The sequence below is a fragment of the Pseudomonas siliginis genome (assembly GCF_019145195.1).
Lineage (GTDB): Bacteria > Pseudomonadota > Gammaproteobacteria > Pseudomonadales > Pseudomonadaceae > Aquipseudomonas > Aquipseudomonas siliginis.
The window spans coordinates 232369-247460 of record NZ_JAHSTW010000011.1; the positions used below are offsets into that span (position 1 = coordinate 232369).

Annotated in this window: 15 protein-coding genes; 1 reads left to right on the forward strand and 14 read right to left on the reverse strand. The window is 59.7% G+C overall.

The features are described from left to right. Positions 1 to 3 precede the first annotated feature (3 nt). From KVG87_RS22210 to KVG87_RS22240, 7 genes are all read right to left on the reverse strand, one after another. The gene (locus KVG87_RS22210; protein WP_016771452.1) at positions 4 to 873 is read right to left on the reverse strand and encodes a peptidoglycan DD-metalloendopeptidase family protein; all 870 of its coding nucleotides are present in this window, start codon (positions 871 to 873) and stop codon (positions 4 to 6) included. A gap of 212 nt (positions 874 to 1085) precedes the next feature. Continuing rightward, the gene (locus KVG87_RS22215) at positions 1086 to 1721 is read right to left on the reverse strand and encodes a protein-L-isoaspartate(D-aspartate) O-methyltransferase (RefSeq protein ID WP_160768345.1); all 636 of its coding nucleotides are present in this window, start codon (positions 1719 to 1721) and stop codon (positions 1086 to 1088) included. Positions 1722 to 1759: 38 nt separating this feature from the next. After that, complete coding sequence (gene surE, locus KVG87_RS22220; protein ID WP_024011837.1) at positions 1760 to 2509, reverse strand: 5'/3'-nucleotidase SurE; 750 nt, start codon at positions 2507 to 2509, stop codon at positions 1760 to 1762. Then, positions 2497 to 3555, reverse strand: a complete 1059-nt coding sequence (truD, locus tag KVG87_RS22225; protein ID WP_217852619.1) for a tRNA pseudouridine(13) synthase TruD — start codon at positions 3553 to 3555, stop codon at positions 2497 to 2499. The genes surE and truD overlap by 13 nt, the downstream gene beginning before the upstream one ends. Continuing rightward, positions 3552 to 4025 carry a 2-C-methyl-D-erythritol 2,4-cyclodiphosphate synthase gene (ispF, locus tag KVG87_RS22230; protein ID WP_076566141.1) on the reverse strand — a complete coding sequence of 158 codons (474 nt, stop codon included), beginning with the start codon at positions 4023 to 4025 and terminating at the stop codon, positions 3552 to 3554. The genes truD and ispF overlap by 4 nt, the downstream gene beginning before the upstream one ends. A 43-nt stretch (positions 4026 to 4068) precedes the next feature. Then, positions 4069 to 4914, reverse strand: a complete 846-nt coding sequence (fghA, locus tag KVG87_RS22235) for an S-formylglutathione hydrolase (protein ID WP_039762487.1) — start codon at positions 4912 to 4914, stop codon at positions 4069 to 4071. Positions 4915 to 5002: 88 nt separating this feature from the next. Beyond that, entirely contained in the window at positions 5003 to 6115 is a 1113-nt protein-coding gene (locus tag KVG87_RS22240; protein WP_007908835.1) for an S-(hydroxymethyl)glutathione dehydrogenase/class III alcohol dehydrogenase, read from the reverse strand. Between the two features lie 116 nt (positions 6116 to 6231). Here KVG87_RS22240 and KVG87_RS22245 point away from each other — a divergent pair, with 116 nt between their 5' ends. Next, positions 6232 to 7128 carry a LysR family transcriptional regulator gene (locus KVG87_RS22245; RefSeq protein WP_217852621.1) on the forward strand — a complete coding sequence of 299 codons (897 nt, stop codon included), beginning with the start codon at positions 6232 to 6234 and terminating at the stop codon, positions 7126 to 7128. A 132-nt stretch (positions 7129 to 7260) separates the two neighbouring features. Here the strand turns inward: KVG87_RS22245 and ispD are convergent, their stop codons facing one another. The 7 genes from ispD to KVG87_RS22280 form a co-directional block, all read right to left on the reverse strand. Continuing rightward, positions 7261 to 7968 carry a 2-C-methyl-D-erythritol 4-phosphate cytidylyltransferase gene (gene ispD / locus KVG87_RS22250; protein ID WP_217852623.1) on the reverse strand — a complete coding sequence of 236 codons (708 nt, stop codon included), beginning with the start codon at positions 7966 to 7968 and terminating at the stop codon, positions 7261 to 7263. Then, positions 7965 to 8243: a cell division protein FtsB gene (gene ftsB, locus KVG87_RS22255; RefSeq protein ID WP_016771460.1), complete on the reverse strand. Its 279-nt coding sequence runs from the start codon at positions 8241 to 8243 to the stop codon at positions 7965 to 7967. Before ftsB ends, ispD begins: the two co-directional genes overlap by 4 nt. 169 nt (positions 8244 to 8412) lie before the next feature. Continuing rightward, the gene (eno, locus tag KVG87_RS22260; RefSeq protein ID WP_056783223.1) at positions 8413 to 9702 is read right to left on the reverse strand and encodes a phosphopyruvate hydratase; all 1290 of its coding nucleotides are present in this window, start codon (positions 9700 to 9702) and stop codon (positions 8413 to 8415) included. A 155-nt stretch (positions 9703 to 9857) separates the two neighbouring features. Next, the gene (gene kdsA, locus KVG87_RS22265; RefSeq protein ID WP_007954807.1) at positions 9858 to 10703 is read right to left on the reverse strand and encodes a 3-deoxy-8-phosphooctulonate synthase; all 846 of its coding nucleotides are present in this window, start codon (positions 10701 to 10703) and stop codon (positions 9858 to 9860) included. Positions 10704 to 10707: 4 nt separating this feature from the next. Further along, entirely contained in the window at positions 10708 to 12339 is a 1632-nt protein-coding gene (pyrG, locus tag KVG87_RS22270) for a CTP synthase (RefSeq protein WP_076566135.1), read from the reverse strand. A 274-nt stretch (positions 12340 to 12613) separates the two neighbouring features. Beyond that, on the reverse strand, positions 12614 to 13942 hold the full coding sequence (gene tilS / locus KVG87_RS22275) for a tRNA lysidine(34) synthetase TilS (protein ID WP_217852625.1): 1329 nt from the start codon (positions 13940 to 13942) through the stop codon (positions 12614 to 12616). A 131-nt stretch (positions 13943 to 14073) separates the two neighbouring features. Then, a complete protein-coding gene (locus tag KVG87_RS22280; protein ID WP_016771465.1) occupies positions 14074 to 15021 on the reverse strand; it encodes an acetyl-CoA carboxylase carboxyltransferase subunit alpha in 948 nt (315 codons plus the stop codon). Between the last annotated feature and the right edge of the window lie 71 nt (positions 15022 to 15092).

The window sequence follows — 15092 nt, forward strand, 5'->3', positions numbered from 1 at the left end:
AAATCAACGTCTTGGCAGGAACTGCAGCGGATCCACTGGTTTACCTTGGCGGCGAATCTCAAAATGCAGTTTCACCCGGTCTGTACCCGTTGACCCCATTTCGGCAATTGTCTGTCCGACCTTGACCTGCTGCCCCTCCCGAACCAACAGCCTGCGGTTATGTCCGTAAGCACTGACGTAGGTTTCGCTGTGTTTGATGATGACCAATTCGCCGTAGCCCCTTAAGCCACTCCCGGCGTATACGACCGTCCCATCAGACGCAGCTAAAACAGGCTGTCCCAAATCTCCGGCGATATCAATTCCTTTATTCAAACTACCGTTTGAAGAGAATTTTCCAATCAGAACGCCATTAGATGGCCATCCCCAGCCGGTCGGGGCCGGGCCTGCCGGAGGCAGTGGAGCGGGTGCAGGTTTGCTCGCGACGGACGGTACAACCCCTTTGGAACCGGTGGTTGTAGTGGTTGTGGTGCCATTCGCCTGGCGCCGGATTACCGTGGTTTTACTCGACGAAGAAGGTGAAGAACTGGAGTTGCTCACCACCGCTGTCGGCGTTGAACCGCTGCGCCCGTCGAAGCGAATTGTCTGACCCGGATGGATCGTATACGGCGTAGGAATATTGTTCCGGGCGGCGAGGGTTTTGTAGTCCCAGCCGTAACGAAAGGCGATCGAAAACAAGGTATCGCCGGGGCGGACTACATATTGCCCGGTAGTAACGGTCGGACGTTGTGCGACCGAATTATTGCGATCGACAACCCGTACGTTGCTCGATTTGGTGCTGGAGCAACCGACCAGCAAGGTGCTCAAGACAAGGCCAGTCACCAGGCGCTGAAAGCTCGTGTTACCCATACGCTGCGCAATGACTGTGAGACTCACCCGCCGCTCCCTTTGTGGTGGCTGAAAAATTCTGAATGCCGCATTGCGGCATGAGGTGTCGCAAGTATAACGGGCCGAACCGGCTTTACCTTTAATGAAGCGAAATCACCGGACGCACACGTTTGCCAGGGGCAAGTACGCTGCGTTTAAACTCTGGCTGCCGGTGTAAGACCGGCGCCGTTGAAAGGAATTCAGCGCCTGCTCGCAAATGCTCAGGCCAGTGGCCCGTTGAGCAAAGGCACGAAACGCACAGCGCCCAGAACGTGTCGGGAAAAGCCATGTTCTTCGCGCACGATCAGCATCAGTTGTTGCACTTCACCGGAGCCGACCGGAATCACCATGCGCCCACCGGGGGCCAGTTGATCCAGCAAAGCTTGCGGTACATCGGTGGCAACGGCGGTGACGATGATGCCGTTGTATGGTGCCAGCGCCGGCCAGCCTTCCCAGCCATCGCCCCAGCGAAACACCACGTTGCGCAGGTTCAGCTCGACCAGACGCTCCTTGGCGCGGTCCTGCAGCACCTTGATGCGTTCGACCGAAAACACCCGTTCGACCAGTTGCGACAACACCGCCGTCTGGTAGCCGGAACCGGTGCCGATCTCCAACACTTTATCCAGCGGGCCGGCCTCCAGCAGCAGCTCGCTCATGCGCGCCACCATATAAGGCTGGGAAATGGTCTGGTTGTTGCCGATCGGCAGCGCGGTGTCTTCATAAGCGCGATGTGCCAGCGCCTCATCGACAAACAGATGACGCGGCGTGCGGCGGATCACTTCCAGCACTTTGGCGTTCGACACGCCTTCTTCATACAGCCGCTGGATCAGTCGCTCACGTGTACGTTGGGAGGTCATGCCAATTCCGCTACGCAGGCGGTCGTCATGTTCACGCATCAGCTCAGCCCCCCCAGCCAGCCATCCAGACTTCTGAAGGCATCATTGAAGGTGCGATCGAGCTGCAACGGCGTGATGGACACATAGCCCTGCATCACGGCATGAAAATCGGTGCCCGGGCCGCCGTCTTCAGCGTCGCCGGCAGCGGCGATCCAGTAACCGGCCTTGCCGCGCGGATCGACCACTTTCATCGGCGCCGCCGCGCGGGCGCGATGACCGAGGCGGGTCAACTGAATGCCACGGATGTGATCGATGGGCAGATTGGGAATGTTCACGTTGAGCACCGTGCGCGGCGGCAGATCCAGCCCGGCGTGGGCCTCGACCAGTTTGCGCGCAAAGTAGGCCGCAGTCGGCAGATTGTCCACCTGACGCGAGACCAGGGAGAAGGCAAACGATGGGCGCTCGAGAAATCGTCCTTCCAGCGCTGCCGCCACGGTTCCGGAATACAGCACGTCGTCACCGAGGTTGGCGCCCAGGTTGATGCCGGAAACCACCATGTCCGCTTCGCGCTCAAGCAAGCCGTTAAGGCCCAGGTGAATGCAATCGGTCGGTGTGCCGTTGAGGCTGATAAAGCCGTTGGCCAGGTATTGCGGGTGCAGCGGACGGTCGAGCGTCAGCGAACTGCTGGCGCCGCTTTTGTCCTGCTCCGGGGCGATAACCACGCATTCGGTGTAATCCGCCAGCGCAGCATAAAGCGCGGCGAGACCGGGCGCGGTTACCCCATCGTCGTTTGAAATCAGAATACGCATGGGCTGTCCGTCTGCCCCACCGGCACCAGATCAACGAGCTCGCGCACCAATACGGTGGCAAAGCATCCGGCCGGGAGGACGAATTCCAGTTGCAGAATGTCAGGTTGGGGATAATGCCACGTCAACCCGCCAATGGGCAGCCGCAGGATGCGACGTTCATGGCTCATGCCGGCGTGGATCAACCAGTCACGCAGATCCGCTTCGCGGGCGGCGATCTCCTGCTCCAGTTCATGGACTGCGCCAGCGGTGGGCGAGTCACCTTCGCCCCACTGCGGACCGGTCGGGTGCAGGTCGAGAATTGCCAGACGCGGGTCGCTGCATTCGGCTTCACCTGCCGGAAAAAAACTGCGGCTGTCGGTGAAGGCCAGCAGATCGCCAACCAGCGCGGTGTTCCAGGTGCCATCGGCGACGCGCGCCGCCAGCACCTGGTTGAACAGAAAGCTGCGCGCCGTCGACAGCAACCGCGAACGCACATTGCGCTGTTCCGGCAAAGCCTTGCGCGCCGCCCACGCCCGGGCATCGACAACGTTGCCGCCGTCATGGCCGAAGCGCTGGGCGCCGAAATAATTGGGAATGCCTTGTTTGGCGATCAACTGCAAACGCTGTTCAAGCGCGTCTTTGTCGCCATTGAATTGCGTCAGGCGCAGGGTGAAACCGTTGGCCGAATGCGCACCGCGTTGCAGCTTGCGCTTGTGGCGCGTGGTCTTGAGGATCTTCAGCGTGTCGTTTTCCGCCGCCGACAGATCCGGATCGGCCTTGCCCGGCAACTGCACGCTGAACCACTGTCGGGTCAGGGCCTGACGGTCCTTCAGCCCGGCATAGCTGACGGTACGCAACGGCACGCCGGCTGCCTTGGCGATCCGCCGTGCCGCTTCTTCGGTATTGAGGCCGCGCTTTTCCACCCAGATCCACAGGTGTTCGCCGTCACCGCTGAACGGGATATCCAGCACTTCATCGACCTGAAAATCTTCGGCGATGGCTTTCAGTACCGCTGTGCCGAGGGGTTCGCCATAGGCCCGTGGGCCGAGTAATTGCAGTTCATTCATGCGCGCAGCAACAAGGCAACGGAATGCACGGCGATGCCTTCTTCGCGACCGACAAAGCCAAGCTTTTCGGTGGTGGTAGCTTTGACGTTCACTTGATCCAACTCAACTTGAAGATCCGCCGCGATCAGCGCGCGCATCGATTCGATATGCGGCGCCATTTTTGGCGCCTGGGCAACGATGGTGTTGTCGACGTTGCCGATTTTCCAGCCCTTGGCGTGGATCAGACTGACCACATGACGCAACAGCACACGGCTGTCGGCGCCCTTGAATTGCGGATCGGTGTCCGGGAAGTGTTTACCGATATCACCCAGCGCCGCCGCGCCGAGCAAGGCATCGCTCAAGGCGTGCAGCAGGACGTCACCGTCGGAATGAGCGAGCAGCCCGAAGCTGTGTGCAATTTGCACGCCGCCCAGAGTAATGAAATCGCCTTCAGCGAAACGGTGCACATCGTAGCCGTGGCCAATACGCATAAAAAAACGCCCCGATTTTTGTCAGGGCGTGATTCTACCTGCATTAACCGCGCAGAGCGCGCGCGTGATGCTGCAAGTGGTCGTCAATGAAGCTAGAGATGAAGAAATAGCTGTGGTCGTAGCCCGGTTGCAGGCGCAGCTCCAGCGGATGCCCCGCTTGTTTTGCTGCGTGTTGCAAGGCCTCGGGCTTCAATTGCGTGGCGAGGAAATCGTCACGATCACCTTGGTCGACCAGCAACGGCAACTTCTCCGTCGCCTCTGCGATCAGCACACAGGCGTCCCACTCCTTCCACTTTGAACGGTCTTCGCCCAAATAGTTGGAAAAGGCCTTCTGACCCCACGGGCAATCGATCGGATGGGTGATCGGCGAGAACGCCGACACTGACTGATAACGCCCGGGATTGCGCAGCGCGCAGACCAATGCGCCGTGGCCGCCCATGGAGTGGCCGCTGATGCTGCGCTTGTCGGAAGCGGGAAAATGCGCCTCGACCAGAGCGGGCAACTCCTGCACGACATAGTCATGCATCTGATAGTGCCGCGCCCACGGCTCCTGCGTGGCGTTCAGATAAAACCCTGCGCCGAGGCCGAAATCCCAAGCCTTGTCTGCATCGTCCGGAACATCCGGACCGCGTGGGCTGGTGTCCGGGGCAACGATGATCAGACCAAGCTCGGCAGCCATGCGCATCGCACCGGCCTTCTGCATGAAATTCTCATCGGTGCAGGTCAGCCCGGACAACCAGTACAGCACTGGCAGCTTGCCGCCCTGCTCCGCTTGCGGCGGCAGGTACACGGCGAAGACCATGTCGCAATCAAGCACTTCGGAGCGATGGCGATAACGCTTGTGCCAGCCACCGAAACTCTTCTGACAGGAAATGTTTTCCAGATTCATAGCACTTCAGCCGCAAGCTGCGAGCTTCAAGCTGCAAGAGGGCGTTGCGCCTGCTTGCAGCTTGCGGCTTGTAGCTTGCCGCTGCTCCTTAGAAATGAATGACTGTGCGGATGCTCTTGCCTTCGTGCATCAGGTCGAACGCCTTGTTGATATCTTCCAGGCCCATGGTGTGGGTGATGAAGGTATCCAGCGGGATTTCGCCGCTCTGGGCCATGTCGACGTAGCTCGGCAATTCAGTACGGCCACGCACGCCGCCGAACGCCGAACCGCGCCAGACGCGACCGGTGACCAACTGGAACGGACGGGTAGCGATTTCCTGGCCGGCACCGGCGACACCGATGATGACCGACTCGCCCCAGCCTTTGTGGCAGCACTCAAGCGCGGCGCGCATCAGTTGCACATTGCCGATGCACTCGAAGGAGAAGTCGACGCCGCCATCGGTCATGTCGACGATTACTTCCTGGATCGGACGATCAAAGTCTTTCGGGTTCACGCAATCGGTGGCACCGAGTTGTTTGGCGATTTCGAACTTGGCTGGATTGATGTCGATGGCGATGATCCGCGCAGCCTTGGCTTTCACCGCGCCGATCACGGCCGACAAGCCGATACCGCCGAGACCGAAGATGGCCACGGTGTCACCCGGTTTGACCTTGGCGGTGTTGAGCACGGCGCCGATACCGGTGGTGACGCCGCAACCGAGCAGGCAGACCTTTTCCAGCGGCGCGTCTTTGGAGATCTTCGCTACGGAAATTTCCGGCAGCACGGTGTACTCCGAAAACGTCGAAGTGCCCATGTAGTGGAAAATCGTTTCGCCCTTGTAGGAAAAGCGCGAAGTGCCGTCCGGCATCAGGCCCTTGCCTTGGGTGGCGCGAATCGCCTGGCAGAGGTTGGTCTTGCCCGACTTGCAGAATTTGCACTGGCCGCATTCCGGGGTGTAGAGCGGAATGACGTGATCGCCGACGGCAACCGATGTCACGCCCTCGCCGATCGCTTCAACGATGGCGCCACCTTCGTGGCCAAGGATCGACGGGAAGATGCCTTCCGGATCCGCGCCGGACAAGGTATAGGCGTCCGTGTGGCAAACGCCGGAAGCGACGACGCGCAGCAACACTTCACCGGCCTTGGGCATGGCGACATCGACTTCTACGATTTCCAGCGGCTTCTTGGCCTCGAAGGCAACGGCGGCGCGCGACTTGATCATGCTGACTCTCCAATGAATCCAGTAAATATAAAAGCAGACAGACAGTGTAGTTCAGCGTGCCCTGAGGAATAATCCGGACGAAAGCAAAACATTATTGCCATACAGGGATAATCCAAGTGTCGGAAAACCGCTGGGAAGGCATCGACGAGTTCGTTGCCGTCGCCGAATGCAATCAATTCACCGCCGCTGCCGAGCGTCTTGGGGTTTCTTCCTCACACATCAGTCGACAAATCGTACGGCTCGAAGAGCGTTTGCAGACGCGCCTGCTCTACCGCAGCACCCGGCGAGTTACGTTGACCGAAGCCGGGCAGACTTTTCTGCAGCATTGCCAGCGCCTGCAGGACGGTCGCGAAGAAGCCTTGCGCGCGGTAGGTGATCTGACCAGCGAACCGAAAGGCATGCTGCGCATGACCTGCGCGGTGGCCTACGGCGAACGTTTTATCGTGCCGCTGGTGACTCGCTTCATGGGGCTGTACCCGCAGTTGCGCATCGATATAGAGCTGAGCAATCGCCAACTGGATCTGGTGCATGAAGGGCTGGACCTGGCGATCCGTCTGGGTCGGTTACAGGATTCGCGCTTGGTCGCCACACGTCTGGCACCACGGAGAATGTACCTGTGCGCATCGCCGTCCTACCTGGAACGGTACGGACGCCCACACAGTTTGTCGGAGTTGAGTCGACACAATTGCCTGATCGGCAGTTCGGATATATGGCAACTGGAACAGAACGGCAGGGAATTTTCCCAGCGGGTGCAAGGCAACTGGCGTTGCAATAGTGGGCAAGCGGTGCTGGATGCGGCGCTTCAGGGCGTCGGGTTGTGTCAGTTGCCGGACTATTACGTGCTCGAGCATCTGCACAGTGGCGCGCTGATTTCCTTGCTGGAGGCGCATCAGCCGCCGAATACGGCGGTGTGGGCGTTGTATCCGCAGCAGCGGCATCTGTCGCCGAAGGTGCGCAAGTTGGTGGATTATTTGAAGGTGCGACTGGCTGAAAGGCCGGAGTACAAACTTTGAGTTATTGGTTGCCTGTGCGACCGCTTTCGCGAGCAGGCTCGCTCCCACAATTGACCGAGTTCGACAGCTGAATGCATTCCCTCTGTGGGAGCGAGCCTGCTCGCGAAGGCAATGCCACAGCGCCCCCAAATCTCAGCGGCGATTCGCCCATCGCTGGCGCAACCACTCCAGATCTTCCGGTCGGGTCACCTTGAGATTATCCGCCCGCCCTTCGATCAGACGCGGTGCCAGACCGGCCCATTCCATCGCCGAAGCTTCATCGGTGATCACGGCATCCGCAACCAGGCTGTCGGCCAACGCCCGATGCAACGCACCGAGGCGGAACATCTGCGGCGTATACGCCTGCCAGATCACGCTGCGATCCACGGTTTCAACCACACGACCGTTTTTATCAACGCGTTTGAGCGTGTCGCGAGCGGGCACCGCCAACAGACCACCGACCGGGTCATCCGCCAGTTCGGCAAGCAACTTGTCGAGATCATCGCGACTCAGATTTGGCCGGGCCGCATCATGCACCAGCACCCAATCGTCATCGTCGGCACCTTGCGCATGCAGGTGCAGCAAGGCATTGAGCACCGAAGCGGAACGCTCCGCCCCGCCGCCGACCCGCTGAATGCGCGGATCGTTGACGCATGCCAGATTCGGCCAATAGGGATCATCGAGAGCAAGACTGACCACCAGGCCCTTGAGGCTCGGGTGATCGAGGAAACAGCCGAGGCTGTGTTCGAGAATTGTGCGCCCGCCCAGTTGCAGATATTGCTTGGGACGGTCCGCGGCCATTCGGGCACCGACGCCCGCGGCAGGAATCACGGCCCAGAAGGCCGGCAGGGAATTGATCATTGGGCCAACTGGTAAAGGGTTTCGCCATCCTTGACCATGCCCAGTTCGTGACGAGCCCGCTCTTCAACGGTCTCCATGCCTTTCTTCAGCTCGCTGACTTCAGCGTCCATCACCCGGTTGCGCTCCAGCAGGCCTTCGTTTTCGGCATGTTGCTCGGCGATCTGCTGTTTCAGCTCGGCGACCTGCGCCAGACTGCCATTGCCCACCCACAGGCGGTACTGCAGACCGGCCAGGAGCAAGAGCAAAACAAGAAACAACCAGTAAGGACTGCGCATCGAATATCAGGTATCCAGTGAAAAAAGACAGCCACGCATAATGTTGCAGCATCTGATAGCACGAAGCCTGGAAAGATCCAGGCTTGTGCTTAAGGCATCAGATTAGTGGCAAATCCATCGCTGTCACGACTTTTCCGACACAATCCGGTGTCCTTTGATCAGGTTGCGCTTAACCGCGGAACTCGGCACGGCCGTTGTACTGGGCCTTGCCGTTCAACTGCTCTTCGATACGCAGCAGTTGGTTGTACTTGGAAACGCGGTCGGAGCGGCACAGCGAACCGGTCTTGATCTGGCCAGCCGAGGTGCCCACAGCCAGGTCGGCAATGGTCGAATCTTCGGTTTCGCCGGAGCGGTGCGAGATCACTGCGGTGTAGCCGGCAGCCTTGGCCATCTGGATGGCTTCCAGGGTTTCGGTCAGGGTGCCGATCTGGTTGAACTTGATCAGGATCGAGTTGGCGATCTTTTTATCGATGCCTTCTTTGAGGATCTTGGTGTTGGTCACGAACAGGTCGTCGCCCACCAGCTGAGTCTTCTCGCCGATCTTGTCGGTGAGGATTTTCCAGCCGGCCCAGTCGGATTCGTCCAGACCGTCTTCGATGGAGATGATCGGATAACGCTCGGTCAGACCTTTGAGGTAGTCGGCGAAACCTTCAGCAGTGAACACCTGGCCTTCGCCGGACAGGTTGTACTTGCCGTCTTCGTAGAACTCGCTCGCGGCGCAGTCCAGCGCCAGGGTCACGTCGGTGCCCAGCTTGTAACCGGCATTGGCCACGGCTTCGGAGATCACTTTCAGCGCGTCTTCGTTGGACGCCAGGTTCGGTGCGAAACCGCCTTCGTCGCCAACGGCGGTGCTCAGACCACGAGCCTTCAGCACAGCTTTCAGGTGATGGAAGATCTCGGTGCCCATGCGCAGACCTTCCGAGAAAGACTTGGCGCCAACTGGCTGGACCATGAATTCCTGGATGTCGACGTTGTTATCGGCGTGCTCGCCACCGTTGATGATGTTCATCATCGGTACCGGCATCGAGTACACACCCGGGGTGCCGTTGAGGTTGGCGATGTGTGCGTACAGCGGCAGATCCTGATCCTGCGCAGCTGCCTTGGCCGCAGCCAGGGACACGGCGAGGATGGCGTTGGCGCCCAGGGTCGCTTTGTTTTCGGTACCGTCGAGCTTGATCATCGCCTGATCCAGGGCTTTCTGGTCGCTAGGGTCGGTGCCCAGCAGCAGATCGCGGATCGGACCGTTGATGTTGGCTACCGCCTTGAGCACGCCCTTGCCCAGGTAACGGCTCTTGTCGCCATCACGCAGCTCGAGCGCTTCACGCGAGCCAGTGGATGCACCGGACGGCGCGCAGGCGCTACCGATGATGCCGTTGTCGAGAAGCACGTCCGCTTCCACGGTGGGATTGCCACGGGAGTCGAGAACTTCACGACCTTTGATGTCGACGATTTTTGCCATTGTTGTAAACACTCCAAAGTTGACGAAAACGACGCAGCTAGAGGAAATCTTTATCGTCGGCAAGCGAAGTACAGCGGGCAGACTTGCAGACGACAACGCTCACGCCCGAGGGCATGAGCGACAAATCGTGCGGTACTTTACCGGAGAATCGAGCGTTACGCGGTTTCTACCGTCGGAAAACTCTTCACCAGTTCGTCCAGAGCCTTGAGCTGGGCCAGGAATGGCTCCAGTTTGTCCAGACGCAAGGCGCAAGGGCCGTCGCATTTGGCGTTGTCCGGATCCGGATGCGCTTCGAGAAACAGACCCGCCAGCGACTGGCTCATGCCGGCCTTGGCCAGATCGGTGACCTGCGCACGGCGACCGCCGGCGGAGTCGGAACGACCGCCAGGCATTTGCAGCGAGTGGGTCACGTCGAAGAATACCGGGTATTCGAACTGCTTCATGATGCCGAAGCCGAGCATGTCGACCACGAGGTTGTTGTAGCCGAAGCTCGAACCACGCTCGCAGAGGATCAACTGATCGTTACCGGCTTCCACGCACTTGTTCAGGATGTGTTTCATTTCCTGAGGCGCGAGGAACTGGGCTTTCTTGATGTTGATCACGGCATTGGTCTTGGCCATCGCGACAACCAGATCGGTCTGGCGCGACAGGAAGGCCGGCAGCTGAATGATGTCGCAGACTTCAGCGACGACCGCAGCCTGATCCGGCTCGTGGACGTCGGTGATGATCGGCACGCCGAACGCTTGCTTGATGTCCTGGAAGATGCGCATGCCCTCTTCCAGGCCAGGACCGCGATACGAAGTCACAGAAGAACGGTTGGCCTTGTCGAAGCTGGCCTTGAACACGTAAGGGATACCGAGTTTTTCGGTGACCTTCACGTACTCTTCGCAAACCTGCATGGCCATGTCACGGCTTTCCAGCACGTTCATGCCGCCGAACAGCACCATGGGTTTGTCGTTGGCAATCTCGATGTCGCCGACGCGGATGATCTTCTGTGCCATCGGGTTACGCCTTCTTCTGGTGTTGAGCCAACGCGGCTTTGACGAAACCGCTGAACAGCGGATGGCCGTCGCGTGGGGTCGAGGTGAACTCAGGGTGGAACTGGCAGGCGACGAACCATGGATGATCCGGCGCTTCAACCACTTCGACCAGCGCAGCATCGGCGGAGCGACCGGAGATTTTCAGGCCGGCTTCGATGATCTGCGGCAGCAGGTTGTTGTTCACTTCGTAACGGTGACGGTGACGCTCGACAATCACGTCCTTGCCGTAGCAATCGTGCACTTTGGAGCCCGGCTCGAGCAGGCATTCCTGCGCGCCGAGGCGCATGGTGCCGCCCAGATCGGACGCTTCGGTACGCACTTCGACAGCGCCGGTGGCGTCTTCCCACTCGGTGATCAGACCGACCACCGGATGGCCGCTGGCCCGATCGAACTCGGTGGAGTTGGCGTCTTTCCAGCCCAGTACGTTACGGGCGAATTCGATGACCGCCACTTGCATGCCGAGGCAGATGCCGAGGTACGGAACCTTGTTTTCGCGAGCGTATTGAACGGCAGTGATCTTGCCTTCCACGCCACGCAAACCGAAGCCGCCCGGCACCAGAATCGCGTCGACACCTTCGAGCAGCGCAGTGCCCTGGTTCTCGATGTCTTCGGAATCGATGTAGCGCAGGTTGACCTTGGTGCGGTTGCTGATGCCGGCATGACTCATCGCTTCGATCAGCGACTTGTACGCGTCGAGCAGTTCCATGTACTTGCCGACCATGGCGATGGTCACTTCGTGTTCCGGGTTCAGCTTGGCATCGACCACTGCGTCCCACTCGGACAGATCGGCGCTGCCGCATTGCAAGCCGAAACGCTCAACGACGAAATCGTCCAGACCCTGCGAATGCAGGATGCCCGGGATCTTGTAGATGGTGTCGGCGTCTTCCAGAGCAATGACCGCACGCTCTTCAACGTTGGTGAACTGCGCGATCTTGCGACGCGAGGACACATCGATCGGGTGATCGGAGCGGCACACCAGCACGTCTGGCTGCAGACCGATCGAGCGCAGTTCCTTGACGGAGTGCTGGGTCGGTTTGGTCTTGGTTTCGCCAGCGGTGGCGATGTACGGCACCAGCGTCAGGTGCATCAGCATCGCGCGCTTGGCGCCGACTTCGAAACGCAACTGGCGGATGGCTTCGAGGAATGGTTGCGACTCGATGTCACCGACGGTGCCACCGATTTCAACCATCGCCACGTCAGCGTCACCGGCACCTTTGATGATGCGGCGCTTGATTTCGTCGGTGATGTGCGGGATCACTTGGATGGTTGCACCCAGGTAGTCGCCACGGCGCTCTTTGCGCAGCACGTGCTCGTAGACACGGCCGGTGGTGAAGTTGTTGTTCTGGGTCATGGTCGTGCGGATGAACCGCTCGTAGTGCCCCAGATCCAGGTCGGTCTCGGCGCCGTCGTGGGTGACGAACACTTCACCGTGCTGGAACGGACTCATGGTGCCTGGATCGACGTTGATGTACGGATCCAGCTTCAGCATGGTGACCTTAAGCCCCCGCGCCTCCAGGATAGCCGCCAATGAAGCCGAGGCAATGCCTTTCCCCAATGAAGAAACAACACCGCCCGTGACGAATATGTAGCGCGTCATGAAAAACCCTAGAAGTCTGCGTTAAAGCGGAACGAGCCGCCGGGGAAAGCGAAGGAAGGCCGAAGCCCCCGATCACCTGCATTAATCACAGTGCACCTTTCGAAAAAACCGCCGCGTTGTGACAGACCGGCAGATGAAACACCGGTACGTTGCTCGCTACACATTTTTTGGAATCGCCCAGCAAAGACTGCTTGGTAATCGGCAACTCCTGCAATTCAGGCGAATCCACAGAAGTTGTATCAAGAAGGGAGCGTAGTCTACCGGAATGCTCCTTTCAGCTCAAACCTTGATCTTCGTCTGTTGGCTGCCAGTGCAATGTCCAGCCTTCGTCCATCTGACCAGCAAGACCCGGCAGGTTCGCCACGGCGAGCAATTCTTCGCCACGAAACAGCAGCGGCAATCTGCCACGCACGAAGGCCGGGACCGCGCGCTCGTTGAGCAGACGCTTGAGATCACGGCTGCCGCGCTCGGCCAATTGCATGACCTCACCGCCCTGCCGATAGGCAATACGCAAAGGCCCGGATGGAGCATGCCCGTGGAGCATGACGCGTCCGTTATCCGGCAAGCGTAGCGCTGAAGTCGGGGTCTGCCAGTCGGCGCCGATCACTGGCGTACCCAACCAACTGTCGCTCAGCCACCAGACGCGACCGGCGCTGCGGTGCAGCTCTCCGTCGGCCAGACGCCAGATCGGTGAAGCGTCGGCGCCGGCATTGCACAGCGTTGTCCAACCCGACCAATGGTCAGCATCTGGCAGCCGGGTCAATGGTTCGAGCCAGTGGCTGAGGGCATTTCGCTGGCGCGCGTCAGACAACGCCCTCAATGGTGTCAGCTCCAGCGATGGCACACCCAGCCAAGCGAATTCATGGGGCGTTTCGGCTTGTGCGAGATCGATCTGCGCCAGCTCATCGAGCAAGCCCTGCGCCTCACGCAGATGCGCAGCCGTGCGCGCCATGCTGGCCTGCGCTTGCGGCCAGCGTTCGGTGAGCACCGGCATGACTTGATGGCGCAGATAGTTGCGCGAAAACTGCCGGTCCTGGTTCGACGGGTCTTCGATCCAGCGCAACTCATGCGCCTGTGCATAACCTTCCAGCTCAGCACGGCTGACATCCAGCAACGGTCGAACCAGCATGCCCTGCCCCACTGGGCGCTGCTGCGGCATCGCCCCGAGCCCGCGTACACCGGCACCGCGCAACAGCCGAAACAGCAGCGTTTCCGCTTGGTCATCGCGGTGCTGGCCAGTCAGCAACACGTCATTGGTCTGCGTCAGCGAACTGAACGCGGCATAACGCGCATCCCGCGCCGCCCGCTCCAGGCTCGCCCCGCCCTTTACGGTCACCCGCTCCACTTGCAAAGGAATGTCGAGCGCATCGCAAACGGCCTGGCAATGTTGCGGCCACGCATCGGCCGCAGCCTGAAGGCCGTGGTGAATGTGGATGGCGCTTAACGTAGGGAGGGATTGGCTTTTCGCCAGAGTGGCGAGCAGATGCAGGAGGACGGTGGAATCGAGGCCGCCGGAGAAGGCGATGCGCCAGTGTGCGACGTTGCGCCAGGGCTCAAGGTTCAGCAGAAGACGGGATGGCAAATCAATCGGGGACTGGCCCATATCTGCACCTTTGCCTAGTCCTCTGTGGGAGCGAGCCTGCTCGCGAAAGCGATTTGACATTCAACAATTTCGTCGACTGTCATACCGGTTTCGCGAGCAGGCTCGCTCCCACAGAGATAGCACGCGCCTGATTAGAGACCGTAGCTCATCAGGCGATCGTAACGGCGCTTGAGCAGCGCTTCGTTATCGAACTGCTTTAGCATCGCCAGTTGCGAGCTCAGCTCGGCGCGGATCGAAGCCGCAGCAGCAGCCGGGTCACGATGGGCGCCGCCCAGTGGCTCGCTGATCACTTTGTCGACGATACCCAGGCCTTTCAAACGCTCAGCGGTGATGCCCATTGCTTCAGCGGCATCCGGTGCTTTCTCGGCGGTCTTCCACAGGATCGATGCGCAACCTTCCGGCGAGATCACCGCGTAAGTCGAATATTGCAGCATGTTCAATTGATCGCAGACGCCGATGGCCAGTGCGCCTCCGGAACCGCCTTCACCAATTACAGTGGCGATGATCGGAGTCTTCAGACGCGCCATCACACGCAGGTTCCAGGCAATAGCTTCGCTCTGGTTGCGCTCTTCAGCGTCAATGCCAGGGTAAGCACCCGGGGTGTCGATGAAAGTCAGGATCGGCATTTTGAAGCGCTCGGCCATCTCCATCAGACGGCAGGCCTTGCGGTAGCCTTCCGGACGCGGCATGCCGAAGTTGCGGCGAACTTTCTCACGCACTTCACGGCCCTTCTGGTGGCCGATGATCATCACCGGCTGGTCTTCCAGACGGGCGATACCGCCAACAATGGCAGCGTCATCGGAGAAGTGACGGTCGCCGTGCAGTTCGTCGAACTCGGTGAAGATGTGCTCGATGTAATCGAGGGTGTAAGGGCGTTTCGGGTGACGCGCCAGGCGTGCGATCTGCCAGCTGGTCAGCTTGCCGAAGATGTCTTCGGTCAGCGTCTTGCTTTTGTCCTGCAGGCGGGAGATCTCATCGCCGATATTCAGCGAATTGTCATTACCGACCAAGCGCAACTCTTCGATCTTGGCTTGCAGGTCGGCGATCGGCTGTTCGAAATCTAGAAAATTCGGGTTCATAGGCGTCCGTCTTGGGTCGTGTCCCAAGTGAGCTTGGGCCGGCCGGTTGTCTATTCGCGCCCTACCTTAAG

What these genes read in the sequence shown, in the direction of transcription:
- KVG87_RS22215 (WP_160768345.1), bottom strand. Translation starts at nt 1,721, where the DNA reads ATGACCTCCCAACGTACACGTGAGCGACTGATCCAGCGGCTGTATGAA.
- surE (WP_024011837.1), bottom strand. Translation starts at nt 2,509, where the DNA reads ATGCGTATTCTGATTTCAAACGACGATGGGGTAACCGCGCCCGGTCTC.
- truD (WP_217852619.1), bottom strand. Translation starts at nt 3,555, where the DNA reads ATGAATGAACTGCAATTACTCGGCCCACGGGCCTATGGCGAACCCCTC.
- ispF (WP_076566141.1), bottom strand. Translation starts at nt 4,025, where the DNA reads ATGCGTATTGGCCACGGCTACGATGTGCACCGTTTCGCTGAAGGCGAT.
- fghA (WP_039762487.1), bottom strand. Translation starts at nt 4,914, where the DNA reads ATGAATCTGGAAAACATTTCCTGTCAGAAGAGTTTCGGTGGCTGGCAC.
- KVG87_RS22240 (WP_007908835.1), bottom strand. Translation starts at nt 6,115, where the DNA reads ATGATCAAGTCGCGCGCCGCCGTTGCCTTCGAGGCCAAGAAGCCGCTG.
- ispD (WP_217852623.1), bottom strand. Translation starts at nt 7,968, where the DNA reads ATGATCAATTCCCTGCCGGCCTTCTGGGCCGTGATTCCTGCCGCGGGC.
- ftsB (WP_016771460.1), bottom strand. Translation starts at nt 8,243, where the DNA reads ATGCGCAGTCCTTACTGGTTGTTTCTTGTTTTGCTCTTGCTCCTGGCC.
- eno (WP_056783223.1), bottom strand. Translation starts at nt 9,702, where the DNA reads ATGGCAAAAATCGTCGACATCAAAGGTCGTGAAGTTCTCGACTCCCGT.
- kdsA (WP_007954807.1), bottom strand. Translation starts at nt 10,703, where the DNA reads ATGGCACAGAAGATCATCCGCGTCGGCGACATCGAGATTGCCAACGAC.
- pyrG (WP_076566135.1), bottom strand. Translation starts at nt 12,339, where the DNA reads ATGACGCGCTACATATTCGTCACGGGCGGTGTTGTTTCTTCATTGGGG.
- tilS (WP_217852625.1), bottom strand. Translation starts at nt 13,942, where the DNA reads ATGGGCCAGTCCCCGATTGATTTGCCATCCCGTCTTCTGCTGAACCTT.
- KVG87_RS22280 (WP_016771465.1), bottom strand. Translation starts at nt 15,021, where the DNA reads ATGAACCCGAATTTTCTAGATTTCGAACAGCCGATCGCCGACCTGCAA.